The sequence below is a fragment of the Clostridium tunisiense TJ genome, assembly GCF_000300195.1.
In the GTDB taxonomy this organism is placed as follows: domain Bacteria; phylum Bacillota; class Clostridia; order Clostridiales; family Clostridiaceae; genus Clostridium_J; species Clostridium_J tunisiense.
The window spans coordinates 318,354-343,691 of record NZ_AMQH01000012.1 but is presented as its reverse complement, the minus strand read 5'-3'; the positions used below and the strand labels follow the sequence as shown (position 1 = coordinate 343,691).

The window sequence follows — 25,338 nt, the reverse complement described above, 5'->3', positions numbered from 1 at the left end:
AACTAAAGATTATCCATAGTATAACCCTAGTGTTCGCTACAAAACAAAAGCTAGAGTCTATCTTTTAATTTCTAAACCCTAGCTTACTTTTAAAATTTTAAAATTTTATATTCTTTATCTTCTTAATCTCTTCCTCTGTAAGTCCTGTGGCTTTTATTATTTTTCGTAAGTCTACACCTTTTATAATATTGGTACGCAAATTTCACAGTAATGTTTATTTCTCATCTGCACTGCATAGCGTTCAAAAATAGGTCTTTTATCATCAAATTCGTAATTTCTTTTTAATAACTCCGAAAATATCTCCATCCATGCTTTCTGCATAGCATCCATAGTATGACTTATTTTAAATACGCAATATTTTCCAGCAATAGTTTTCCCAAAATTAATATACTTATTATCAACCTTAAATTCATCTGAAACAACTAAACATGTATCATAACGACAATCTTTGGGTTCTGTGAATTGAGGGTTATCTTGAGCTATTCCTAATATGATTGAACTTTCATTAAATAAGTTTTTTTCTCTAGCCCAGCGTTTTAATTGTTCCATTATTTCAACATTCTCTGAACCATAAGGGCCTATTTTTCGTATATAAGCAATTTTATATGCTGGTATCATTTCAATATTAATATTCATAAATTTACCTTCTTTTTTAAATAGAGTACATCGATGCCTGAATTAATCATATAATGCTTTAAAATGTATTTCAACTTATTTTTCAAATTGCCAAATTCCTATTTATTGAGTTGTTTTCACCTTTAATCCCAGAATTTTTCACTGTAAACTGATATCTCAAGTTGCCTATATGCTCCCTTATTGACTATGATTTTTTCTTCTTATCCATACCAATAGTACCACAATTAGCATAATTGAAAGAACACCTATCATGGGTATTAATTTACTCGTGTTAATTTTATCCTTGATATTGTCACTTGTAATAACTATCATTGCAATAAGTAGCCCTAAGGATATAATCAAAAAAATAACCTTAATTATATTATCTTTCACAATGCCGATATCTCTCCTTCTTGTTGGAACCTTTCCGCTGTTAATTTTTCATTCCTTTACCCATGTACATAATGCAGCTCTATTTCACTTAAACTATTCAGTACAGTTTTCGTCTGTAAGCTGTTTTATTTTATCAAAAATGCCTATTTGCTTTCTGTGTACTTTTTTCTATCATCAGCATACATCTTATAGAGTTCCTGCTTTAATAATTCATATTCTTTAGCAAATTCAGAATGAGAACGGATAAAATCCCTAAACTTTATTTGCTCAAAAAATTGCTTGCAGTTTTTTTTCATAACTCTCAACTCTCAAACACAATAAATGGGACCATCATCTCCTGCTTGGTCATTCCTGCATGATTTGATAGGAACTGTTTGGATTTAGGGCTGTAGGCAATGCCTTTGTCACCAATGGCAACTGCCAAAAAATCACCAATAAACTCCTCAAATTTTCTATGGGCTTGACCCTCTCCAAATAAATCCCCTTCTATGACTTCCGCTTTTGAAAATAATAAAAACTCATTGCCAAAGGCTTTGTAAAATTCCTCTTTAAACTGCTGTCTATACTCTTCTTTTACATAAAAGCAAGTGGCTCTACTTTCAATAGAAATTGGTCTTACTAGCATCTTTAAAAGCTGAGGATAATCGCTAACAAACTTGTAATTCAAATTAATATGCCCATGGTCTGCGGTTACAATAACAATAGTATCCTTTAGCCTGTGGCACATTTTTTCTATCCCTTCATTTAATTCTCTCACCCAGGAGGTCACTTCACTACTATAGCAACCATATTCATGCATAGCTGCATCTGGCTGGGGAAAGTATGCATAGATATACTTGTCTCCAAAAAGATTGCAAAGTCTTTCTACCTCTGTGAACATTTCAATGTGCGATGAAACTTTGTTGGTGCCAAAGGGTGACACACTATAAGCAGTAGCATTACCAGTTTCATTGATAATACTATATATATTTTTATAAGGAATTATTTTTCCAGCCACATGATAATCAGCAGCTTCTTCCCCGCTATTTTCTACCTTGTTAATAAAAGCATTAACAATCTTGTCTATTTCGCTAAAGTATAAACTCCAACCAAGCCACCCATGTTCCTTAGGTGTTAATCCACTTTCAATAGAAGTTGTTGCAGCAGTTGTAGTAGGTGGAAACACTGTAGATATTTCTGCTACAAGATGCTTTCTAAGAAAGCTTCCTTTATCAAGATGGTTTTCTAATGCATTTATGCCTAATCCATCTAATAACATGACCACAACATTTTTATAATTTTTCTTTAAATAGTTATCAAATATTTCTAAGGTTTCATGGTGATTTTCTGCTCCGTAATGTCTCAACACTGAACAAGATAAATTCACAATCGAATTACTATAGTCTGGATATTTTATGTCCATAAAACGCCTCCAATCTTTTTCTTCACATTGCTTCATGATAAGAAGATTGCATATTAGTTTTGGTGCCAAAAATGCTTATACTGTTCTTAAAATACCAAATTCAGTTAATAAATTCTGAAACCTACATTTTTCATGTTCCATCACAGGAAAAAGCGTATTGTATAAACAATGTTGTAAAACATCTGCATCTTTTAATACTTCATCAAATGCAGAATGAGTAGTCGCCTTTGAACTGTGGTTGCGAATAGCTGAACATATTAAGTCTGTTTCATAATCAGTTGTCAATGCCAACTCCTTAAGAATTTGACGTGCTAAAACTGCACCGTGCTCTGCATGATTTTCAGTATTCATAGCTTTGTAAGAGTGTAAATCATGTAACATACCAGTCATTGTCGCCAATTCAACATCTTGATTCCTTTTTAGAGCAATCATAGCACATGCTTGGGAAACTCCATAAAGATGGAGATACCCACACCTTCTTTCTTCAGTGTCTTTCATATTTAATAGAATATCATCAATATGCTTTCTAAGTCTTTCAATGCGATTTTCCATATCTTCAGCATGTCCATTATGTAAATACTTTTGAATATTTTCAATATGTTTTTCCATGTCTTCCACCGCCCAATATATAAATTTTCTAACTTCACAATATAGGAAAATTACGTCCTAACTTTATTAATTCATAGCCTTATAATATAAACTCTACAAAAATATCTTTTATGAAAAATAATTATTAATTCTATTTTTTAAATCTTCTATAATAGGAATGCTTGTTGAAATAATTTCTTCAGGCATATTATCTATATGAAAAAATTTAACTTCTTTACTCTCTACTTCATCAGCTCTTAAAATTCCATGAAAACTATTAGAAATAAATACCGTGCTAACAATATATACTTCATTCCCATCAGGGTAAATCCAATGTTGCTTTTCTCCTGAGTAAACATTAAATAATTGTAGGTCATCAACTATAAGTCCTGTTTCTTCAAAAACTTCTCTTTTGGCCGCAGCTTCTAAAGATTCCCCTATATTAAGGCAGCCACCTGGAATACCCCAAGAGTTACTATCAGTTCTAAGTTGTAGTAGCACTTTCTTATCTTTATCTATTAGTAAGACTCCAGCGCCACTAATATTTTTAGGTTTTTTACTCGTTAAATTTGTTAAACTCATAATATGCCCCCCCTGATATGTTATTTAAAGATTAAATATGTCTAATAGTTTATTGATTACGCCATATTACTAGAATATTGTTCACTAAATATTTAGAATTCAATTTGTACACTCGGTTGATTATTAATAGTTAGATACCATATCTTATAATTATTAATTGAAGATACATTAGGATTATCTGTGGTGTCGGGAGTAGGAATAAAATACGAACACTTGAATGAATAAATATCTTTCTTACTATCAAAGCATATGGTAATTGCATTCTGTTCATTATGTCCTTTTAAGAAAGACTCAGTGATAGTTCTATCCTGAAGTATATCTTTAGTCTTATTAACCACTTGTTTACATTCTTCTAAAGACATTTGAGGACTTACGGTGAAATTAAAATTAATTCTGCCTTGCTGATAATAAATGTCTATATCTTGAATGTACGGAAAATCTTTTTTAAAGTTAGTTTTATATTCATTACTATAGTTTGTTGTTATTGGTTGAGCACTGTTTGTATGAATCGTACCTATAGAAAAACAAGCATAAAAACCAAATGAAATAGCAACAATTATAACTACGATAATAATTAGGACTCCAAACAATTTTTTCATCCTATTCCTCCCTTTACACTACTATTTGGTTCGCCATTTTTTACTATAGCCTACTATCTTTGTAATTCTATTCTACCATATTATTACTGTAATAATATACCTATAACATTTGCTTGCTCCTAAAATAAATTCAAAGACATTTTACCTCTAATATATAGATTTACTACTTGAAACCTTAAAGTATTTTGCTATCCAAGTATTGAAAAACTTAATTTTATTTAAAGCTATGACGTAGTATATCTATAGGGAACCAGAGTTAAAACTTAACTTATAGATTAGTCCTACCATGGTTCCCTTAAGGGTCTCAGGATATGAATAAGTAAAAATTCCATCAAGGAACCCTATAGATTTACTACTTGAAACCTTAAAGTATTTTGCTATCCAAGTATTGAAAAACTTAATTTTATTTAAAGCTATGACGTAGTATATCTATAGGGAACCAGAGTTAAAACTTAACTTATAGATTAGTCCTACCATGGTTCCCTTAAGGGTCTCAGGATATGAATAAGTAAAAATTCCATCAAGGAACCCTATAGATTTACTACTTGAAACGTTAAAGTATTTTGCTATCAAAGCATTGAAAAAACTTAATTTTATTTAAAGCTATGACGTGGTATATCTATACTTCGCCAAAGTGAAAGCTTTAGCTATTACTTGTCTACCTATTAGTTAATTTTAAATTTTAGGCCACATAAAAATAAGCCACTAAGAAAACTCCTTCAAAGCTTAATAGCTCCTTGGTGACTTTTCTTAGTGGCTTTATCTTTTAGTAAGTATATTAATCTTTAAAATATTCAAATACTGTAATTAAGTTACTTTTCAAGAAAATTGTGATACTAAAAACCGTAGAATTCATTGCTGAATAATACGGCACCCGCAATAATTATTTAATTTCATTTTTAGTGATTTAATAAGAAGAACCTTAGATTACTCAATTGTAGATTATGCTTATAATGCCAGCAATCTTTCGATTTCATTCTTAATTTTATTTATATAATCTTTTCTTACTTCATCGCTTGGTCTTGTAGCTTCATCAAACAAATCGCTATTAGATAGTTGATAAACCGAGCTTACTATAGGAGTGTCCCCCTTCACCCTGGGGTATAAATGCCAATGAATATGAGGGCAGCCATTTCCAAGGAGCTCATAATTCATTTTATCTGGCTTAAACACATTAGAAACAGCTTCTGCAACTATGGACATTTCTTCAAGGTGTTTAATTTTGAAATCATGTTCTAAATTATGTAATTCTGGGCCATGTTCTTTGCAGTTAAAAACTGTATATCCCTTGAACCTCTGAAACCATCCCAAGATAACATATCCAGTTTCAAGTTCCATAATAAAATATGGATCATTTGTAATATTCTTTTGATGTTCACACATCTTGCATTTCATGCTATAGCCCCCCTTAAAAAATATAAATTTACTCTTATGACATAACTTAAGAATGTTGCAACCTAATTTAGAATCATCTTTTAATCTATAATTTACCATACCATGTATTAAACTTGTTTTTGCTTAATACTATTAAACCACTCAATTGTTGCTTTTCTGTCTTCTTCAGGAATCTTATTACTTAACTGTTCATATAACCACTGTAAAGTCTTGTTTCTTAAATATTGTCTCATTTGTTCTTCTGCTTCTAACATCACAACTTTAATTAAACAAGGACATTTTGTATGTGTATCAGGTAAATTATTCTTATCTAATAATAACTCATTTTGCCTTATCTCTGCACATTGAAATAAAGGAGAAGTTCCTTCTACTGCTTCAACTATATCCCAAAACGTAATGCTTTCAGGGTTACGTGCTAAAGCATATCCCCCATTAACACCTGGGATTGACTTAACAATTCCGGATTTTCTCAACTTTGTATATACTTTTGATAAGTATGTCTCTGATACACCTTGATATGTTGCTAAATCTTTAATGCCAACAGATTTTCCTGCTGGAATATCTACCATATATAATAAACAATGCAATGCATACTCTACTCCTATAGAAAATTGCAATAAACTCATCCCCTTGCATAATAATATAATCTTCCGACAGAATACCTCATTATCTTTTATAAGTCAATATCTACTGAATAAAATTATAGATAATGTTTGTCCATAATATATTTATTTACTCTTGACTTCTAAGTATAGTGAATATATAATAATTGTAGATAATATGTATCTGTATTATATGCAATATATGCACTATCTATTGATTCCACAATTCTTGTATATATTACTTAAATTACGATAGATATAGTATCTAGTTCTTATTTATATTATTTAATAATTAGGAGGAAATATAGAATGCTTACAGAAAAATTTTATGATGTATTAAAACATGAAGGTGTAGTAACTGTAATATCATGGGGAGATTCCACTGAACCACATATTGCGAATACTTGGAACTCTTATTTAGTAGTTACTGATGATGAAAGGATTTTAATTCCTGCATATGGATTCCGTAAGACAGAAAAAAATGTAAATGTAAATAATAAAATTAAGATGACTTTAGGTAGCAAAGAAGTATTAGGCTACAAAGACTATCAAGGAACAGGCTTTGTAGTTGAAGGAACTGCAAAATATCTAACATCTGGTCCAGAATTTGATATGATGAAAGAAAAATTCTCATTTTTATCTAGAGTTGTAGAGGTAACAGTTACATCTGCAAAGCAAGGTATTTAAATTAAAGTCTCTATCAAATCTGGTAGAGACTCTTTTTTACTATTTTTCATAGGTAACTTACCCTACAAACTAACTTGTCTACCTATTAGCTAAATTTAAATTTTAGTCCACATAAAATAAGCCCCTGAGAAAACTCCTCCAAAGCTTATGAGCTCCTTGGTTACTTTTCTTAGTGGATTTATCTTTCAGTAAGTATATTAATCTTTAAAACATCCAAATAATGTAATTAAGTTGCTTTTTAAGAATATGGTGAAGCAATCTATCTTTATTATATTGGGTTAAACATTCTAAAATATAGTTCCTTTAAGTTATTTTTTAAGCTCTTATCCTTCTCGATTAATAACTCTATATACTTACTTCCTATTTCATAAAAACATACCCTATCAAAAGGTGGCTTTAAATTATCCGTATTTTTATTAATGCCTAACCTATATCTCACTAAATTCTCAATATATCTTGCAAATCCCTCTTTCCATTCCTGCCATATCATATATTCATAATCAATTTCCTTTAAACTTTCCTTAATCTCCTTATAATAATTTAAAACACCTAAGTAGTCCCTTAAATCAAAGTAATTTCTTAACTCTATTGTTTTCTGGCTAAAAATAGAATTCTCATAAGGAAAAGGATGAGTTATTTCCCACGTAAAATTCTTGCTTTCTTTTGATTTTCTTTCGATTTCCAAGGTTTCTCTTATTTCTCTCTCACAGGTTTCCCATTGAAAACAATGTACAAATTCATGAAAAATAAATGCATACCCCTCTAGACTATGAAACGCGTCCTCTGTCACTACTGCAGATGCTTTCATATCATAAAACTCCAATGGGAAAGCTGCTAAAATTCTCTCTCCAAATTTCATTGGTGTTGGATATTCCAATTTAAATTCATACTTTTCACCACTGTGATCCAAGTCAAATACAAAGAAAACATCATCTTTAACAATTGCTACTGGATAAAGCTTCTCTAATGAATCATCAATATGACTCACTTGTTTCTGTAATTCATTAATCTTCCTTAAGGAAATTATTTGATTTTCTATAAATTGCTTTTTTTCTTCTTTATGCACTCATACCCCTCCAATTTCTCCCCATTTAGGTTTTAATAATATATCATGTCCTAATTAACCACTGGTTTATATTGTTTGCTAGTACTTTTATCTTATAACTTTGGAAGAATATCGCTCCACATTGCACGCAGGATATCCTTGTGGTTGATTTCATTGTGGGCTGTAACAGTAATAACAGCGTTATAATCAGTTAAAACCACACTCATTTGACCATACATGCCATCTGCTCGGTAAGTGTTGGGTGGCGTACATTTCCAAACCTGATATCCATAGCCACCTCTTGTTTCATCATCATTTTTGGAGGTGGTATCCACCCAATCAGAATGAAGGCGGCTTACATAGTCAGCAGGAAGGATTTGTTTATCCTTGTAAATGCCCTTTTGTAATAAGGTTATCCCAAGGCGAGAAAACTCCTCAGTAGTCAGGTATAACCCCCCTGAGCATTCTGTATGCCCATTCTGGCAGGTATGCCATTGTGGATTTACAATTTCTAACTTATGAAATAAGCGAGGCTTTAAATAATCCATGATTATCTTACCACTGACCTTTTCAACAATCCTACCAAGCATGTAAGTACATAAATCCTCATAATAGAAATTTGAACCAGCTTCTTTTTTCATCTCAGTGCTAAAGAAAAGTTCTGCTCTATCTTTAGAATTATATTGACTAAAATCCTCAAACATATGTCCAGAGCTCATTTGCAACAAATGCCGTATAGTTATTTTTTCAGAACCTGAATAAGCAATCTCCTTGTATTCAGGGAAAAAATCCAGCACATAATCTGACAACCCTAAAAGACCTTCGCTTTCAGCTATACCAATTCCCACAGATGCAAAGGTTTTTGATGCGGAATAGAGATTTTCTCTATCATTGCTGCGGAATCGATGCTCAGCCAGGGTTTTCCCATTTTGATAAACATGAATGCCGTATACCCCCAAATTTTTTTCAACTACAGAATTTCGGAAATCTGATAACAACCCCATTTAAATCCCCCCATTTTGTTTATTCTAATAATTTTCTTCACTTCAATTTCAATGTTTAAGCCATTATTAATGTTAGTTAATACTATTCAGATCAATAGCCACTAATTGGTTATAACTACCCATTGTTCACCTATGGTAATCTAGGATAAATGCGCAACTTAAGAAAAGTGTGTGATAAAGTTATTTGTTATTAGTCTTCATAAATATCCTTTTCAATAGCAACTGCCCTGTGGCTAAAACTATTACTGTTGCAATGAAATATATCCATAAGCTTAAATTATATTTATCTTTTATGGTTAATGCTCCTGCTAAACAAGTAAAAGTCCATATAGAATTAGTAATCATATATACTTTTTTAGAACGCTTATTCTCCACTATCCTATCCCCCTATTAATTCATGTAAAATTACTACAACGAACTATTATACTTATCTTACCATATATTTACTGTAATAATATACCTGTATTTTTTCATTGCTTGCATAAAAATCAAAGCCAATTTAAAACTGAGATCTAAAGGTGGTGAAATCTTTAGCTGGGGATTATAGACCTATTAAGTGGGTTTAGATTTTATGGTGAATTAGAATAAGCCACTGAGAGAAAGTATCCTAACACTTTAAATGGTGGAATATCTTTTTCTTAGTGGCATAATGCTATATTGAAATCTACTGAAGTATTTTTTTAAATTATCATTTGTTTTTTATTATCTTATGTAATCATTCTTTTCTAAGGGTTTATTTAATAAAATCTAATAAATCAAACATACTACTTTCTTGCTTCATTTGTTTAAGTAAGTTATTATAAAGCGCTTTAAGCTCCTCAGGAGTTGAAAGCCCTATTGTATCTTCTTCATTCTCACATTCAGCAAAAAAAACTTTAATATCTATATATTTTTCATGAACTGCTTTCAAAACCTCAAGGGCTTCTCCAAAGGATAAATTTAAATTGACATTAATATTCATATTATCACCTCGAGAACACATATTCGTCATTATGTTTTAAAATCCTTCTCCATAAAAAAAGTTTTTTATAATTTCATAATAAAAAACTATCTTTGATAGATACCCAAGGTTACACGGGTTTAATCAAAAATAGTTACACCAAAGATGAATACTAAGCTTATAGGATTTTTATTTATCAAAGCTTTCTTATACCAGCTCCACCTTTTTTTGTAGACATTAATAAGGCATTTTCAAAAAATAAATGAGTCTTTCCTGTTCTCCTATATGGAGCACTGACTATCACAAAATTTATTATCAATAATTATTTCTAATCCTAAGAAATTTCTCTCTAAAGGCATATATGTTTTATAAGAAAGGAGGTAATTTTCATGGAGATAAATGAACTAGTTAATTTAATTGATAATGGCGGGTTTCCTGTTGCTATAAGCGCTTATCTTTTGATTAGGCTTGAGAAAAACATTATGAATCTAACTTTATCAATAAATAAACTAAATATCATAATATCAACTAAACTTGGTGTAGGTATTGATAATGGTAATGATAATAAAGTTGCATAACACCACTTAACAACACTTTGGAAGCCTCAAATCTGCTTCTAAAGTTGTAAACAAAATAAACTTGTCCATTACTTAAAAGAAAGTAGGTGAAAAATGGAATACTCATTAGCAATGACTTTTGTAACAACTACCGGTGATAAGGTATCAATGACTATCACTGGAGTTAAAAGCAATACAACTGAAGTTGAAGCTTCAGCTCTTATGGATACCATCCTAGCAAAGGATATATTCCTAACTAAATGTGGTGGCCTAGCTTCAAAATATGGAGCCCAATTAACTCAAAGACAAACTACTAAATTTGCTGTTCAGTAGCAGTCTGCTTCAAAACTAAAATAAAAGAGGCTATTTTCAAATGAAGTTCTAAACCTCCTTGAAATAGTCTCTTCTTTATGTAAAAAAGTATTTTATACCTTTAAAACTTCTGTGCTTTTCTTTACTCCAAAACCTTAATAAACATAACTTACATTACAATAAAAGAATTTCATATCTACTTCTTCTAAGAAAATTCCATTCTCACTGTTCATCATAACTAAGTAGAAGTGAGACACAGTACACTATTCTTTATATTCATTGAATAAGGTCTAATAAATTGAAGGTAATAACCTTTCTCAATTCTTCAAGACTTACCTCCACTTGATATCCAATTTTTCCAGCACTAAATATAATAGTTTCAAAGTTATCTGCTGATTCATCAATGGTAGTTACAAAACTCTTTTTCATGCCAATAGGTGAGCATCCCCCATGTATATATCCTGTAACCTCCAGCAAATCTTTTGATTTAATCATTTTAACTGCCTTCTCCTTAACACTATTAGCAGCTTTTTTAAAATCTAATTCATCTGCAACAGGAACTAGAAATACATAGTATTTCTTAGTTTCACTTACAGTTACAAGTGTTTTAAACACTTGCTTGGGATTCTGATTCAAAACATTTGCAACCTCAATGCCACTAACTGCATTTGTATCTGCATAACAATGACTTTTATATTCTACTTTCGCCTTATCTAATAATCTCATTACATTTGTTTTAACTGCCATAAACTTCACTCCAAAAATTATAAAAATTCATATCTCTTAGCCTATTTCATCAATAAAATAACTAGTGCTTTCTACTTAACACTGTTTAACAATTGAGAGGCATTGATGTACTGGGCTTTATTTCCCATTAACTATACTTTACCACAAGTTAGTTAAAATTTCAGGGGGCTTATCTTTTTATAATAACTTACTACAATTTAATTCAGTATTCATCACTGAAATTGGATAAAGAGTTAAGATGAATTTAAATTACAGTGCAATCAATACTTTATATAAATTGCTAATTTCGTTTCTAAATATCTCTCTACTGTTATCATCTAATCCAGGCTCATCAATATAGTATAAACAAGCTTCCGGTACTACTTCCATAAATTTTTGATTAAATTTGGGATAATATTTTTTTAATAAGTCTCCATACTCTGAATAACATCTTTCTGAAAGTTCATAGTACTCATCTTGAGCAATTTTGTAATCTAGGAAATCTTCCATATGTTGGATTAGATTATTCTTGCATAACAATGCTTTCTCATCGTTCATTTTTAACTTACCTCATCATCTACTTAACTTGTTCTTCTTTATGCCTCTCTAGCCTTCTTTTTAATATTCTTAATATCCATGTATGCTAATATATTATTAATTATATCTTTTTCAAGCTTATAACCAAAGCTTTGGCAATTATCATCTACTTTATTTATTAGCACTTTAATCATTTTAAAAAATTTCATGGAAGATTATAGCATGTACTTTTTTTAGGTATATACTTAAATTGTTCTAGCTTGTTTTACTATATTTTATTTAATTTAACATTAAGACTTCAAATATTAATTATTCTTATTTCTCACCATTACTTCTAAAGGCGCTGTTTCCGCTCAAATTGCGAAGTAATTGATTTCTTGCACCTTTACCTATCACCTATAAATCCAAGCCTTAGAATCCAAGTTTGAATAGCGAATTTTTCATTATCAGTTTCCTTTTCTTTAAAGGATGTATGCTTTAATTTTATAGCGCCTTCATTTAATGCATTAGCAAATTGCTTTTTAATCTCTTCATCCTCAAGTCCATCTAAGAAATCAAAGCTTATAGTTTTCATATTAAAGTCAAATCCTAAGCCACCATCTTTTTCTAATCTACTGTTTAAGGCTTCAGTTTCAAAATCCTCAAGGGTTGCAGCCCTTACACTATTTATTCCAACCACAAATTCCTGAGTAACTATGTCTTTTTCAATTCCAATTGCCTTTTGAAATTCACTCTGTTCCCTCTCACCTAAGCCTAAAATTCCCCTCCCTCCCCTTCTCATCTCCATCACATAATACTTACACACCTCATACACCCTTGACCCCACAGCCTCATCAAAACTCAATAAGTTCTCCACCACAAATTCTGTGTTTATTATCACTGGCAAATAATTAAGATACCTATAATTTAATATCTCAATGTTAACTACCACAGTGGTAAAATTGCTTAAAATACTCCACCAAGCTATTTTTAGGTAAGAAAAAAGGACTTACTACCTTAGTAAATCCAATACACTTAAATGATATCCTTTTTAACATCTTCATAAGCGAACAACGGTATATCATATAAATCTCCAAAATTATCATAAATTATCTTTGATGCTTTTAGTAAATTATCTATAGAGCTTATATGTGGTAACATTATTCCAATTTCTTTTGATGAAATTTTAACTCTTTCATCTGGAACACAACAAATCTCACCAGGTATATTATTATATATCTTTTGACATCTTAGTTCTCGTAGGATTAGAGGAATTTTAATTCTCATCTTATTTTTTCCTGCACCTAGTCCTTCTAATTTACTAATATAGTCGATAAAGATTCTATAATTGTTTTCTTTATTAGAGTCTTTTAACTTTGTATTTATCTCAGTCCAATTTTCTGCAATAATTGAGATACTTGAAAAGTAATCTTTTCTAAAGCTCACCTTTTTTCTAGGTACTACGCCCTTACACAACTCCACAATATTTACTGCATTTTGCTCACTGCAATTTACTTCATGAATTACAAAATCATTATCTAGCCACAAATCTACTTTATCTTTTTTACTAATTTTTAGGTATGTAGTGAAAAACGCTGCATTCTCCCATGGTCCTGTTTTGGACCAAGATGAAGCTAATATAAACAATAGGAATAAATCTTCTTCTTTTGATAAATCTAATCTCATATTTTCCCCTTCAGGAAGTGTTATATTAAAATCATACGTCCAACCTCTATACTCATTATTTTCATTTAAGTTAACGTAAGAAAGATTATCCTTATTATTTAATACCGCATTAATCAATTTTTGTTTCATATTTATTCCCCTCTACACACCAAACTTTTTATACTATTATAATAACATAAAAAGTAATAACTAGAAATACTACCCAACTAATACAATGAAAATACTTCTTAACTAACCTCAACAGGTTACTCAGGTAATTCTATAAATCATGAACTGATAATCTGAGTTTCTACTGCTTGTGTAAAACAGAACATTTAAAGACATACTGTTAATTCTAAATAAAACTGATATTCGGTTATACTATCTAAACTTAAGAAAAATTGGTTGTATTAGTTTTGTTAAAATCACTTCAACCAATTGTCTTTCTTCTTCGCTTTCAAATTCCCTCCAATATATCTCAACTTCACCGTTATACTTTTGAAAGAACCTATCCCATCTAGAGTTTTTTTCTGGGCAGTCATCTGGTATTGGCTTATAAGATTCTATATAGTGGTCTCTAATCCTTTTTGCTAATGGCTTAGCTTTCCCTATATAAAGGTACTCTCCATCTCTTACATAAATATATACTCCTGATTTGTTTCCCACCTGCTGTTTAATATAGCTATACTGTTCTTTTTTATCCTGCTCATTCTCAGGGAAACAATGATTTAACATGAATGAGTTCCAGGTTGCCTTTGAAACTGGAAGTATTCCTTCTTCTTCTAAACAAGAAATTAATTTATTAATAATGTTCATTTTAAATACCTCACTCTTCAAAAATCACTTTAAAATTCTTAATTATAAACTTTGCTTCATCAGAAAATTTTAGGATAACCCTAAAATTCTAATTTCTTTCTCTGAACTTTACCTTTATCTAGTTGTGAGGACCTTGTTTAATGTTAATGTGATTAAAATTTTTTTTGATATACCAATCAATTTGCATTCAATCCAAATACTCTTGTACCTAACTTTTCCTTGGTAATTGATTCAAGTTGAATTACTTGTTCACGAATTGAAGAATTAGGTAAAACACTTAATATACTAAATTGAAAATGCTTATATCTCATAGGATCATTCTTTAATAACTCTACTAAAATTTTATTGTCCCCATGCTTAGATTGTATATAATTGCTCCATCTACCCCAAATTCCATCTTTCCCATATGCAGAGCCAACATATTGTTGTCCATCTTTTTTATCAAGAATAAGATAGACTCCATATACATTTGATAGCATCATTTTCCATTGCCTATTTGCATCTGGATTCTTAATTGTTTTTGACAACTCATCAAATGATAGAATTACATTTTGGTAACCTGGAAATACCTTAGTAAAACCTTTTGGTAGAATTTCAATTATTTCTTTATCTAATTTTCTCTGATGCCAAGAAATAGTTGAAGTTCCCCATTCAATAACTAGTCTTTCTTCCAAATCATTTAGTAAATCAACTCGTTCAAGATTATATCTGTAATAAGGTCCTTCACCCCATGATTCCCGCTCCTTTATTATATTGAGTTCTTCTGGAAGTTCTAATATTGTTTGTACTCCGTTTACGTTGTACATTCCATGAAGTAGAGCCTTAGTTCCCTGCAAATCTGTAAATGATATGAAATAATTAACATCCTTCAAAATATTAGTCTTTTGAACTGATTGATACAATTCAAAATTTCCGCATTCTATTAACGTCTTAATATAATCTCTATTAACAGTATGTCTTATAACTTTCATTTTATCTGTACTAATCCCTCTTAACTTAAGGATTTCAGTCAATAACATATACACTCTTCCTTTCTCACTCTTATTTTATATATTATACTAAAAGTTTAATGGAATTTGTGCAACAACCTATTGCACAAATTCCAGATTCTTATACTCTATAGCAAATTTCCTTATATACTTCAAATTTCTAGATGAAAACCCCTTTTGGTCAGGAAACTCAGCTTTTATTTCTTTTGCAATATTATCAATTACTTTAGCCCCCAATCTTCTTTATGTTGATATTTTAGTATTATATTTCCTATATTCTGATATAGTATTAATCAAAGGCTCATCAAGAATATCTAATACTTTTCTCTTTATTTCTTCTGGAATATTATAAGCTGCCTCAGCTATGCTACCTGTTATTGCTGCAAGGGTGTCACTGTCTCCACCAAAAGAAATTGCATTTCTTATCGCACTAAGTTCAGTTACTTCCTCCCTCCACGTTTTATAAAGTCCTCTTCAATTCGGTCTTTCCAATTTTCCGAAATAGTATTACTAGCACGGATACTGCTTACTGCTTCGCTGATTACTTCATAATTAAGCAAGGTTCCTTCGCTATCTGCATTGTAATTTGTGGCTCTGTCTTTACTGATTCCAAAACGCTCGGCAGTAGATATAGCATCAATATTTGCACCAAGAAAAATAAATTCCCATCCATATTTGCTTTTTTGATTCTCAATCATTTGACGGACTTTTTCATAGGTAAACTCCCTACTGGCATTTTCCATGCCATCAGTTGTTATGACGAACATAACCTGTTCAGCTCTTTCATCCTTAGTTGTATGTTTTTGCACGTTTCCAATTTTATTTATGGTTTTTCCTACTGCATCCAATAGTGCTGTACTACCTCTTACAAAATACTCTTTATCGGTTATAGGCTCTATACCTCGAATATTAATTCGGTCATGGAGCAATTCATATCTATCATCAAAGAGTACAGTAGTTATTAAAACCTCCCCCGGCTCACTTTTCTGCTTCTCCAGCATGGCATTATATCCACCTATAGTATCCCTTTCAAGACCACTCATTGAGCCACTTCTGTCTAGAATAAAAACTAATTCTGTTAAACCTTTTTTCATAATGTTATCCTCCAATCATTTATTGTAATTAAAGAATAACATTTTCTATAAAAAGAAAAGTCGCCTTGTGGGCGACAATTTTATTTATGCTACAATTTAATTAAACACCTAATAGATTCTGGTCAAAAGCAAATAACGCCTCATTTATCTCAAAAATATTGTAGTTGTTCTCCTCAATAAAATACTCAATGATAATATCAAACTTGTTACTGTGAGAAAGGGCAAACCCAGCTTTAAGTAATAAATCTTTTGTTTCATCAAGATTTAATCTCAGTGCAATGGCAAAAGCAATAGCAGTAGGCTTACTAGGTTTATAATTTATGTCATTTCGTATTTTAGAAAAAAGCTTTCTATCTATATTTGCTTTTTTATAAGTTTCAGAATCCGTCATGCCTTTTTCATCAATCAATCGGAGCAGCATTTGTGAAAAGCTTTCATCCATATTCTTTACTATATCAATAAGACTTCGATTGCGCTTTTTTAAGGGAACTTCCATAGGTGAAAGCATGGATTCTTCTACATAACATTCTCTTTCCACATATCTTTCATCAAATCTATTGCTATAAGCTACCTGATATTCTTCTATGTACTTATCGTCAATATATTGTTTAATGGATGAAAACAACCTCTCAGATAGGGTAAAGGCTGCCTTATCATAGACAACAAGAAAAACTGTCATATCATTATTTAATAGAAAATCTCCGATTGTAGAAATTGCTATCTTTAAGGCTTTATCCTTTGGATATCCAAAGGTTCCCGAGGATATCAATGGAAAAGCAATACTTTCTAATTTATATTTTTTAGCTAATGCAAGTGAGTTCTTATAGCAATCTGCCAATAGCTTTTCTTCATCCCTTTTACCATCTTGCCAAACTGGTCCAACTGTATGTATTACATACTTTGCAGGTAGCTTGTACCCTTTTGTTATTTTAGCTTGCCCAACCTTCCAGCCTGCAAGTGCATTGTATTAAACCAGCAGTTCAGGTCCTGCAGCTCTATGAATTGCTCCATCTACCCCTCCCCCGCCAATCAAAGATAAATCTGTTGGATTCACTATTGCATCAGCGTGAACTTTTGTTATATCATTACGGATTATTTCAAGAGACATAGTCAAACCTCCACGTTCTTAATTCAACCCTATATGGTTAATAAACCCAATAGCTATTAAAGCTCTATCCATATAAGTACTATCCTTCACATATAGCCATAAGTTCAAAGTAAGTAATTATGACTTCATGAATTATCTTTCTATAACGTAATTATCTAAAAAAAATTATACCACAATTATGTCTAAAAAACCCCTCAAACCTAATGTCTGAGGGGAAATAAAACATACTTTAGTTCTAACCTTAAACTATCTAGCTACTTTTATATAGGCTTAATTCTTCTCTAGCCTAACCACTGTATCAACCTGTGTTTAGATAGAAAAATCCTACTAATACGCATTAATTATTGATTTTGCGTAAAGATGTACGCCCCAATTGCTAGGGGGCCGTGACCTTCTATAGATTTATAATTTTATTCAATACCTATTGAAGGCTTATAATTTTAAAACTCAAAGCATATATAGCTTAAAGTTCCATATGCATAGCTTTGATGCAATAGCTTTGGCTTATCACTATTACCGCTTCCCATAGCAATAAACAAAGGAACTATATGCTCCTCCGTAGGCACGGCTCGTTTTGCGAAGGGTGCTAACTGTCTATAATTAAACAGCCCTTCAATATCATTCCCCTCTACCTTTTCTATTAGCCAGCGGTCAAACTCTTGTGCCCATTCTTCTGCTTTTTCTGAATTCCAGTCAATAGTTGCAAGATTGTGGACAGTGGAACCACTTCCTACTATCAAAATATCTTCCTTCCCAAGCTCCATTATCGCTCTGCCTATTTCATATTGCTTTTCCATTGGCAGCTGTGGATTAAGGGATATTTGGACAACAGGAATATCTGCATTTGGAAACATTAAGTAAAGGACATCCCAAGCACCGTGATCCATACCTCTGCTTTCATCCAGCCTACTTTCAATCCCTTTATTCCTAAGCATAGATTGCAGCTGAAAAGCTACTTCTTTAGATCCTTTAGCTGGATATTTTATCGAATATAGTTCTTTTGGAAAGCCCGAAAAGTCATATATCATATCATAGGTGCCTTCTATGGATGAAATTTCAGTAACTTCAGTTTCCCAATGTGCAGTAAATATAACTACCGCTTTAGGGGTTAGCTTTTTACCAAGATCCTTGAGATAAGCAGTATATTCATTATTTTCTACTACAAGTGTTGGTCCACCGTGACATATAAATATTGGAGAAATCATTACTTCACATCCTTTTATATTAAATTATTAACAAACAGTCTATATACATTGATACTTTATACTCAATATACATTGGATAGAATTATATATATATATGATCCTCATGTAGTGCAGCATATCAGTGCAGGAAGTGATTAATTATTGTTAACCTTCCCTTCACTATTATGTCTTAAATATGACATACTCTGCTATCTGGATCACAAGCTAAAGTATTACTGTTAGCTGTAATAAAGTATCCATTGCCCACCTTAGAAGCTTTAATTAAATTTTGATTCATTAAGCTTTCCACAATTTCATCAACCTCAGCTTTAGAAAGGTTAAAAGTTGCTGCAATTTCAGCTGGAGCAACACTTTGAAACTTGTTTATAAAACTTATTATGTTTTCTTCAGTTTTTTCAATAGTTTTAGGTATTAATTCATTATTAGTAAGCTGATCTATAACTGCTTTGAAAGTCTCAAAGGATTGAAACCCTCTTAGGATTAATGCTTTCTCGTTGTTTATCTTTACTGCATAGGACGGGAACCCGTGCACTCTATTGGATCTAGTTACTTCTAAATCTTCTCTAAAAGCTGTTTCTGCTGTTCCATCATTCAAATTTACTATAAACCTTGCAATATCTAGTCCACATTCAGCTGCTAGTTCTATTAGCACCTCTGTCTTATTAGCATTTATAGCTTCAGCTGCTACTGCTTCACGCATTCTCCTTAATAACATCTTTGCTAAATCATTATTTTGAAATTGTGCTGCTTTAAATGCTATATTCATTGGGTAGGTTGAAGGAGTCTCTTCAGTAAATAGCTTAAAGCCATTTACTTCAACAGGCATTCCGTGTCTTTTAGAAGCCTCCAGCCAGTGACCAGAAATTTGCTCATTTACTTCTGATAGATCTCCGCCTATGCCATTCCAATCATCACTAAAGTTTCTTATATCTTCAACTAAACCTCCCATAATAAAGTTAACTTCTAAGTCTCCTTCATATAGAGCTTCAAGCTTTCTTAAAACAGGTTCACTGCCCCAGCACCAAGTACAGGCTGGATCTGTAAATTCTATAATTTCAACTTTTTTATTTTCCATAAGTCATTCTCTCCTTTTTACTGGGGCAATAACTGTATCATTATGCCCTATTACTAATATCCAAATACTTACCTCACATATGAATTATCACTAATTAGTAATAATTCATTAAAAGTAAAGGTACTATTTAGTACCTATTTTTTTAAATACACTTATGAGTAATTGTTTTTCCTCAGCTGATAAATCCTCAAAACAATATTCTAGATCCTTAAGGTGTTCTGGAAAAATTTCCTCTACTTTTTTACTACCTTTTTCAGTAATAGAAATGAGGAAAGATCTTTTATCCTCTGGATTAGGATATCTTTCTATTAACTCCTCTTTTTCAAGATTATTGATAACAACAGTTATGTTTCCACTAGTAGTTAGAATACTTTTGATTAATTCATTTATTGTCAAATCACCTTTGTGATATAGAGTTTCAAGTACTGCAAATTGCGCAGTAGTTAAGCCTCCTTTGCTAAATAAATTTGCTGCCCTTTTATGAACAGCTTGAGTAGATCTGCTCATGGTTATAAAAAACTTTAAATTCAAATCGTTTGAATCACCATAGGATATTTTTTTATTCTTTCTCATACATTAAATATATCACTAATTAGTGATAATGTCAATGATTCTATATCCTTATGTGTAAATTCTAGACTCAATGTTATCATATTAATTTCTTCATTGGATCAACTGTAATAAAAAGACGAGAGTTAACTTCTGGGATTAAAATAATGTAAGCTTCTTAATATTCATATCTGATTATATTACCTCCCTAATTTCTCGCGGAATTCATTTAATCATACTAATACGCAATTTTATTAATCTTGTTGAAGGGGTATTTTTAGGTGGAGCGGTAGATTTGTGAGTTAGTCCCCCTTAACACCCCTTTTGAATCATAGTTAGCTAAACCTCATTAATGAAATTTATTTTATTTACCACTTTATATCTAAATCTATCAATTTCTATTTAATATTCCTCTATAATATACTCTCCTAACTGTAACTATAACCCCAATTAAGAAAACTACGAATAAAAATAACATAGCGGCTGGCCAAATACCAAAAGCATCTTTAATAGCAATGTTATCTCCATCTCCCCTCAATCACCTAAATCAAAGGTTACCCTCCCTTCCCCTCTCTATCTTCACCACATAGTCCTTACACATCTCATAGACCCTTGACCCCACTGCTTCATCAAGACTTAGTAAGTTCTCCACTACAAACTCTGTGTTTATTATTACTGTCAAATAATTAAGATACCTATTCTAATATTATTTTTCTTCAAGGGTTTGTGGATACTTATCAATTAACTCCATGTTAGTTTCTCAAGTGCAATATGACTGCGGTACCAATCATCACTTTCAAGAAGTACTTCAGGAGAGCCCGCATTTTTAACTCTGCCATGTTCTAATATAACAACAGTATCACTAGCAATCATTGATGACAAACGATGAGAGATAGACAGTATGGTATGAGCCTCACTTGCTTTATCAAGTACGTATACTATTCTTTCTTCAGTAATTGAATCAAGGTTTGCTGTAATCTCATCTAATAAAAGAATAGGTGGATTTGTTACAATAGCTCTGGCTATAGCTAAAAGTTGCTTTTGTCCCTGTGAAAAAAGTGTATCATTGACTACTTTAGTATCCATGCCCTTTTCAAGTGATTCTACATATTCTTTAAGTCCTACAAAATCTAGAGCTTTTTCTATTTGCTCCCTTGAAATACTTTCATCCTGTAAGCTTATCTGCTCTGCCACGGTACCCTTAATTATATGAAAGCTTTGATCAACATACCCAAAAAGCTTCCGTTTTTCTGAATTTGGTATCTCATAAACATCTATTTCATTTATAGTAATACTGCCCTTTGTTGGCCTTAATAGTCCCATTATAAGCTTAAATAATGTGGTTTTACCCACTCCTGTCCTTCCTACAAAAGTAACCTTTTCATTTAGTTTTAAGCTAAGGTTAATGTCTTGAAGAATATTAGTGCCTTCTTCATATTGAAAGGAAATATGATTAAAGGATAATCTCACCTCTTCACGATTTTGAATAATATCTTCTGCCTTCAGTTTATCTTTCTTAATCACATCTTCGGGTTCACTATAAAAATCATTTACTCTTTTAATACCTGATATGGCCTGCTGAATATTCTGAAGTTCCATACCAAGGTTTTCAATTGGTGCAAAGAGACTAGATATTAATTCTATTGTTGCTGCAACCATACCAAGAGATATGCCCAAAAGATTTAGCTGCCTAGAAGATAACACTACAATGAAAGCTATAACAACAGCACGAATAAACTGAATCAAAGGTGAGTAAACTGAATCATAAAAGTTAACCTTATCTACAGTTTTATAATTATCAAGTAAATGTGTCTTATAGTTCTCTTCCATATACTTTTCTTTGCTGTAGGATTTAATCATTTGTATATTTTTTAAACTTTCTGATATATGATTATTTACCTTACCTATAAGTATCCGATTCTCTATCTGTGCTTTAAGCATCCTCTTTTGAAAAAGCCGTGTAATACCATAAATAGCTGGGAGAAGTAATAAGGTTATAAATCCAATCCTACTACTGAACATCCAAATTGAAATTACAATACCTATAAGCTTAAAGCAGTCAACCATCATTCCAACTATACCGCTAGTAAACAGTGAACTAATTGCATCAACATCATTTGTAAATCTTGAAACCACTGCTCCTGAGCTGTTTGAGGAAAAGAACATTGCATTTATCCTTTCAAGCTTTTCCATCATTTCTATTTTTATCTCTTTAGTTATTTTTTGTCCCATTATTGTAAGAATAGCCTCCTTTACGAAATCAAATATTCCTATAAAGAGTATTACTACAATATAAGAAGTAGCTAATACAAGTAATTTATCGTTATTTTTGGGCACAAGGTTGTTGTCTACTATATATTTTAAAATCTGTGGCGGAACTAAAGTTGTAACTACAACTCCACAAATGGCAACTAATAATAATACACTTAGCTTCATATTATTTTTAATCACTTTACTCATTGACTGCTTTATCAAAGTATTGCTCGTCATAGTCTCCCCCCTCTGTGCATTGCAAATTATATATTGTGGCATAAACATCAGATTTTTTCATGAGCTCTTCATGTGTACCCATATCAGCTGTTGTGTCATTTTTCAATAAGATTATTTTATTTATCCTGTTGAATATAGCTAAACGGTGGGAAATTAAAATAATCAAACTGTCTTTATAATTGTTCCTTAAGTTTTCAATAATTCTTTCTTCTGTCTTCATGTCAACTGCTGAAAAAGGATCGTCTAATATTATAATTTTATTCTTATTAATAAGTGCTCTAGCAAGAGCTATTCTTGCCTGCTGACCCCCGCTTAATTTTATTCCACTGTTTCCAACCAAAGTATCTTGCCCCTTTGACATTGCATCTAAATCTGTATCAAAGCAAACATCCTTTAAAACAGGTGTGATTTCTTTCCTACTGCCCATGGTTATATTGTTGTATATTGTATCAGAAAGTAGCTGTGGCTTATGCCCTAAATAAGAAATCATTTGGCTTCGCTCATACTGGCAGTAATCCTTAAGCTCTTTGCCATCTACTTTAATACTTCCTAAATAGGGATATAATCCTAACAAGGATAATCCAAGTGTTGATTTACCTGAAGCAATTGACCCAGTTATACCTATAATTTCACCCTTCTTAGCTTCAAAGCTTATATTGTCAATTATATTTTCACGGCCTTCACCATAAGAAAAACTAAGGCCCTCCACTGATAACATGGTATTCCTATTATCTACACTAGAAGAACTATCCTTAGTTTTGTAGTCTGAAAGATATGGTTTAATACGCTTCCAGGAAATCTGAGACTTTTGAACAGAGTTAAAGAGCTTTGCTGCTTTACTTGCCTTAGTAGCCATAGCTGTAAACATGGCAATATAAGTAGAAAACCTTCCTACAGTCCAGCCTCCTCTAATAACCTTTGTACCTCCAAGGTAAATAACCATAATTATTCCAACCATTGCTATAACGTTATAAATGGGTTGCATAGAGTTTTCCAATATACTGGCCTTTATAGCTTTGTTCTGTAAATCCTCCAGCTCCTCATTATACCGAGCCCTATTTTTAACTTCCATACCAGTTACACGATAAAGCATGGAATTTTCAATTATATCATAAGTAACATCTGCAATGTCGCTGCTTTTCTTTCGATATTCCCTAGAGTACTTGTAAATAACACTTTTTAATTTTTCAGCAATTCCCATAGCAACTGGAACAAAAATAATAGAAAGTATAGTTATTTTCACATCATAAAAAAGCATTGATACAAGGTAGGATATCATAAGCACACCAGTATCGAAAACTTCAGTGGTAAACTTTCGCATTCCTTCAACACATAAATCTACATCAGAAATTACTCTTGTCATAAGGTTACCAGTGTTTTCATCATCAAGCTCTGAAGTACTTTTGCTCATTATATTATTGTATATCATAAACCTCATAGTTGAACTTGTGCTGTTTGCAAAACGTCTTATATAAAAACGCTTAAAATAACGAAATAGCTGAGTAATTCCAATGAGTGCAGCATACAAAGTAGCAAGCAATACTACTGATGACAAGCTATTACCCTCTGCAATAGAATCTATAAGTTTACCTTGATATATAGGACCTAGAATCATTGAAGTATTGCTAGCTATTCCAAATAATATTATGCAGGTAGTCACAAACTTCTCTTTCTTCCAATAGTTTAAAATTTTATCTGGTTGTTTCATAGGTTCAATTTTTAGTTTTGACATAGCAATCCCCCCCTTAACAATAATACTACTAATTACATCAAAATACAATTATATGCATATTAAGTACTATTAAAGTTACACTATAATGTTATGTCACTACTTACTAAGTTGACCAAGAATATTAATTAGCGTATAATTTAAGTTAAATAATTAGGAAATTTATTCACTATGTCAAAGGAGCGGCGGAAGATGGATAATGATATTTTAAATTTGGAACAGGCCTGCGATTTTTTAGGTGTGGGAGAAAGAACATTGATAAAACTATTAAGAGAAGAGCACATCCCAGCTAGAAAAATAGGCAGGGAATGGAGATTTAGTAGGTGTGCTCTTATGGAGTGGATTGGGTCTGGAGATTCATATGAATATGCCAATAAAGAAGAACTTTATGAAGTGGTTAAAGATATGAGTGGTAATTATGATGTTATGCTAGACAGCATTTTTGATGAAGTAACAAATCTTAAAGTAAATAAACATATCAACTCATTATTAAAGAATGTTCCATCAGGAATAGATATTCCTGACAATGTTACCCTTAGGGTTAGCTATAAGCAAAAGAGAGAAGTTGAAAAATTGCAATTCAAATTATTTTGGCCATTAAGAGATGAATATAGACTGACTAATAAAGAAAAATAATCTTGAGCTTGCTTCACTG

General features: G+C 31.6%; 33 protein-coding genes and 1 pseudogene. 4 read left to right on the top strand and 30 right to left on the bottom strand.

Going from position 1 to position 25,338, the window contains the following annotated elements:
• Positions 1-180: 180 nt before the first annotated feature.
• The 9 genes from C661_RS0113475 to C661_RS0113435 form a co-directional block, all read right to left on the bottom strand.
• Complete coding sequence (locus C661_RS0113475) at positions 181-636, bottom strand: AraC family transcriptional regulator (protein ID WP_017415860.1); 456 nt, start codon at positions 634-636, stop codon at positions 181-183.
• Positions 637-813: 177 nt separating this feature from the next.
• Positions 814-1,008, bottom strand: a complete 195-nt coding sequence (locus tag C661_RS0113470; protein WP_017415859.1) for a hypothetical protein — start codon at positions 1,006-1,008, stop codon at positions 814-816.
• Positions 1,009-1,151: 143 nt separating this feature from the next.
• Positions 1,152-1,304, bottom strand: a complete 153-nt coding sequence (locus C661_RS23165; RefSeq protein ID WP_157785695.1) for a GrpB family protein — start codon at positions 1,302-1,304, stop codon at positions 1,152-1,154.
• A 5-nt stretch (positions 1,305-1,309) separates the two neighbouring features.
• Positions 1,310-2,410, bottom strand: coding sequence for an alkaline phosphatase family protein (locus C661_RS0113460; RefSeq protein ID WP_017415857.1), 1,101 nt, complete (start codon positions 2,408-2,410; stop codon positions 1,310-1,312).
• Between the two features lie 75 nt (positions 2,411-2,485).
• Positions 2,486-2,962: an HD domain-containing protein gene (locus C661_RS0113455; protein WP_026051061.1), complete on the bottom strand. Its 477-nt coding sequence runs from the start codon at positions 2,960-2,962 to the stop codon at positions 2,486-2,488.
• 165 nt (positions 2,963-3,127) lie between these two features.
• Positions 3,128-3,580: an NUDIX hydrolase gene (locus tag C661_RS0113450; RefSeq protein ID WP_017415855.1), complete on the bottom strand. Its 453-nt coding sequence runs from the start codon at positions 3,578-3,580 to the stop codon at positions 3,128-3,130.
• A 92-nt stretch (positions 3,581-3,672) separates the two neighbouring features.
• A complete protein-coding gene (locus C661_RS0113445) occupies positions 3,673-4,179 on the bottom strand; it encodes a hypothetical protein (protein ID WP_017415854.1) in 507 nt (168 codons plus the stop codon).
• Positions 4,180-5,127: 948 nt separating this feature from the next.
• Entirely contained in the window at positions 5,128-5,574 is a 447-nt protein-coding gene (locus tag C661_RS0113440) for an HIT family protein (RefSeq protein ID WP_017415853.1), read from the bottom strand.
• 107 nt (positions 5,575-5,681) lie between these two features.
• Positions 5,682-6,191 carry an RrF2 family transcriptional regulator gene (locus C661_RS0113435; protein ID WP_017415852.1) on the bottom strand — a complete coding sequence of 170 codons (510 nt, stop codon included), beginning with the start codon at positions 6,189-6,191 and terminating at the stop codon, positions 5,682-5,684.
• Positions 6,192-6,485: 294 nt separating this feature from the next.
• Between C661_RS0113435 and C661_RS0113430 the strand changes: the two genes are divergently transcribed.
• Positions 6,486-6,863 carry a pyridoxamine 5'-phosphate oxidase family protein gene (locus C661_RS0113430; protein ID WP_017415851.1) on the top strand — a complete coding sequence of 126 codons (378 nt, stop codon included), beginning with the start codon at positions 6,486-6,488 and terminating at the stop codon, positions 6,861-6,863.
• Positions 6,864-7,131: 268 nt separating this feature from the next.
• Here C661_RS0113430 and C661_RS0113425 read toward each other — a convergent pair whose 3' ends face one another.
• The 4 genes from C661_RS0113425 to C661_RS0113410 form a co-directional block, all read right to left on the bottom strand.
• A complete protein-coding gene (locus tag C661_RS0113425) occupies positions 7,132-7,929 on the bottom strand; it encodes a hypothetical protein (RefSeq protein WP_017415850.1) in 798 nt (265 codons plus the stop codon).
• Between the two features lie 92 nt (positions 7,930-8,021).
• The gene (locus C661_RS0113420; protein WP_017415849.1) at positions 8,022-8,912 is read right to left on the bottom strand and encodes a serine hydrolase domain-containing protein; all 891 of its coding nucleotides are present in this window, start codon (positions 8,910-8,912) and stop codon (positions 8,022-8,024) included.
• Between the two features lie 180 nt (positions 8,913-9,092).
• Positions 9,093-9,287, bottom strand: a complete 195-nt coding sequence (locus C661_RS0113415) for a hypothetical protein (protein ID WP_017415848.1) — start codon at positions 9,285-9,287, stop codon at positions 9,093-9,095.
• A 358-nt stretch (positions 9,288-9,645) separates the two neighbouring features.
• A complete protein-coding gene (locus tag C661_RS0113410) occupies positions 9,646-9,873 on the bottom strand; it encodes a hypothetical protein (protein ID WP_017415847.1) in 228 nt (75 codons plus the stop codon).
• A gap of 368 nt (positions 9,874-10,241) precedes the next feature.
• Here C661_RS0113410 and C661_RS0113400 point away from each other — a divergent pair, with 368 nt between their 5' ends.
• Both C661_RS0113400 and C661_RS0113395 read left to right on the top strand, forming a co-directional pair.
• Positions 10,242-10,430 carry a YvrJ family protein gene (locus C661_RS0113400; protein WP_017415845.1) on the top strand — a complete coding sequence of 63 codons (189 nt, stop codon included), beginning with the start codon at positions 10,242-10,244 and terminating at the stop codon, positions 10,428-10,430.
• 93 nt (positions 10,431-10,523) lie between these two features.
• Positions 10,524-10,742 carry a DUF2922 domain-containing protein gene (locus C661_RS0113395; RefSeq protein WP_017415844.1) on the top strand — a complete coding sequence of 73 codons (219 nt, stop codon included), beginning with the start codon at positions 10,524-10,526 and terminating at the stop codon, positions 10,740-10,742.
• A gap of 255 nt (positions 10,743-10,997) precedes the next feature.
• Here the strand turns inward: C661_RS0113395 and ybaK are convergent, their stop codons facing one another.
• From ybaK to C661_RS0113310, 17 genes and pseudogenes are all read right to left on the bottom strand, one after another.
• A complete protein-coding gene (gene ybaK, locus C661_RS0113390; RefSeq protein ID WP_017415843.1) occupies positions 10,998-11,468 on the bottom strand; it encodes a Cys-tRNA(Pro) deacylase in 471 nt (156 codons plus the stop codon).
• Between the two features lie 249 nt (positions 11,469-11,717).
• Positions 11,718-12,005, bottom strand: coding sequence for a hypothetical protein (locus C661_RS0113385; RefSeq protein ID WP_017415842.1), 288 nt, complete (start codon positions 12,003-12,005; stop codon positions 11,718-11,720).
• Between the two features lie 38 nt (positions 12,006-12,043).
• Positions 12,044-12,193 carry a hypothetical protein gene (locus C661_RS23700; protein ID WP_157785694.1) on the bottom strand — a complete coding sequence of 50 codons (150 nt, stop codon included), beginning with the start codon at positions 12,191-12,193 and terminating at the stop codon, positions 12,044-12,046.
• A 176-nt stretch (positions 12,194-12,369) separates the two neighbouring features.
• Entirely contained in the window at positions 12,370-12,828 is a 459-nt protein-coding gene (locus C661_RS21940; RefSeq protein WP_017415840.1) for a hypothetical protein, read from the bottom strand.
• Positions 12,829-12,998: 170 nt separating this feature from the next.
• Positions 12,999-13,778 (bottom strand): hypothetical protein, encoded by a 780-nt coding sequence (locus tag C661_RS0113370; protein WP_017415839.1) that lies wholly within the window; start codon positions 13,776-13,778, stop codon positions 12,999-13,001.
• A 231-nt stretch (positions 13,779-14,009) separates the two neighbouring features.
• Positions 14,010-14,444: a GIY-YIG nuclease family protein gene (locus C661_RS0113365; RefSeq protein WP_017415838.1), complete on the bottom strand. Its 435-nt coding sequence runs from the start codon at positions 14,442-14,444 to the stop codon at positions 14,010-14,012.
• Positions 14,445-14,620: 176 nt separating this feature from the next.
• Positions 14,621-15,463 (bottom strand): GIY-YIG nuclease family protein, encoded by an 843-nt coding sequence (locus C661_RS0113360; RefSeq protein WP_017415837.1) that lies wholly within the window; start codon positions 15,461-15,463, stop codon positions 14,621-14,623.
• 69 nt (positions 15,464-15,532) lie between these two features.
• The gene (locus C661_RS23160) at positions 15,533-15,670 is read right to left on the bottom strand and encodes a DUF1016 N-terminal domain-containing protein (protein WP_017415836.1); all 138 of its coding nucleotides are present in this window, start codon (positions 15,668-15,670) and stop codon (positions 15,533-15,535) included.
• A gap of 6 nt (positions 15,671-15,676) precedes the next feature.
• Positions 15,677-15,859: a hypothetical protein gene (locus C661_RS24570; protein WP_500681104.1), complete on the bottom strand. Its 183-nt coding sequence runs from the start codon at positions 15,857-15,859 to the stop codon at positions 15,677-15,679.
• Positions 15,860-15,873: 14 nt separating this feature from the next.
• Positions 15,874-16,527 carry a vWA domain-containing protein gene (locus C661_RS0113350; protein WP_017415835.1) on the bottom strand — a complete coding sequence of 218 codons (654 nt, stop codon included), beginning with the start codon at positions 16,525-16,527 and terminating at the stop codon, positions 15,874-15,876.
• Between the two features lie 100 nt (positions 16,528-16,627).
• Positions 16,628-17,635, bottom strand: a pseudogene (locus tag C661_RS21935) (macro domain-containing protein).
• Positions 17,636-18,075: 440 nt separating this feature from the next.
• The gene (locus C661_RS0113340; RefSeq protein WP_017415832.1) at positions 18,076-18,840 is read right to left on the bottom strand and encodes a DODA-type extradiol aromatic ring-opening family dioxygenase; all 765 of its coding nucleotides are present in this window, start codon (positions 18,838-18,840) and stop codon (positions 18,076-18,078) included.
• 169 nt (positions 18,841-19,009) lie between these two features.
• Positions 19,010-19,915 carry a thioredoxin gene (locus C661_RS0113335; RefSeq protein WP_017415831.1) on the bottom strand — a complete coding sequence of 302 codons (906 nt, stop codon included), beginning with the start codon at positions 19,913-19,915 and terminating at the stop codon, positions 19,010-19,012.
• A 123-nt stretch (positions 19,916-20,038) separates the two neighbouring features.
• Positions 20,039-20,488, bottom strand: a complete 450-nt coding sequence (locus C661_RS0113330; protein ID WP_017415830.1) for a MarR family winged helix-turn-helix transcriptional regulator — start codon at positions 20,486-20,488, stop codon at positions 20,039-20,041.
• A 367-nt stretch (positions 20,489-20,855) separates the two neighbouring features.
• Complete coding sequence (locus C661_RS23995) at positions 20,856-21,002, bottom strand: hypothetical protein (protein ID WP_017415829.1); 147 nt, start codon at positions 21,000-21,002, stop codon at positions 20,856-20,858.
• 203 nt (positions 21,003-21,205) lie between these two features.
• Positions 21,206-22,954 (bottom strand): ABC transporter ATP-binding protein, encoded by a 1,749-nt coding sequence (locus C661_RS0113315; protein WP_017415827.1) that lies wholly within the window; start codon positions 22,952-22,954, stop codon positions 21,206-21,208.
• The gene (locus C661_RS0113310) at positions 22,917-24,686 is read right to left on the bottom strand and encodes an ABC transporter ATP-binding protein (protein WP_017415826.1); all 1,770 of its coding nucleotides are present in this window, start codon (positions 24,684-24,686) and stop codon (positions 22,917-22,919) included. Before C661_RS0113310 ends, C661_RS0113315 begins: the two co-directional genes overlap by 38 nt.
• 189 nt (positions 24,687-24,875) lie before the next feature.
• Here C661_RS0113310 and C661_RS0113305 point away from each other — a divergent pair, with 189 nt between their 5' ends.
• The gene (locus tag C661_RS0113305; RefSeq protein WP_017415825.1) at positions 24,876-25,319 is read left to right on the top strand and encodes a helix-turn-helix domain-containing protein; all 444 of its coding nucleotides are present in this window, start codon (positions 24,876-24,878) and stop codon (positions 25,317-25,319) included.
• Positions 25,320-25,338: the final 19 nt, after the last annotated feature.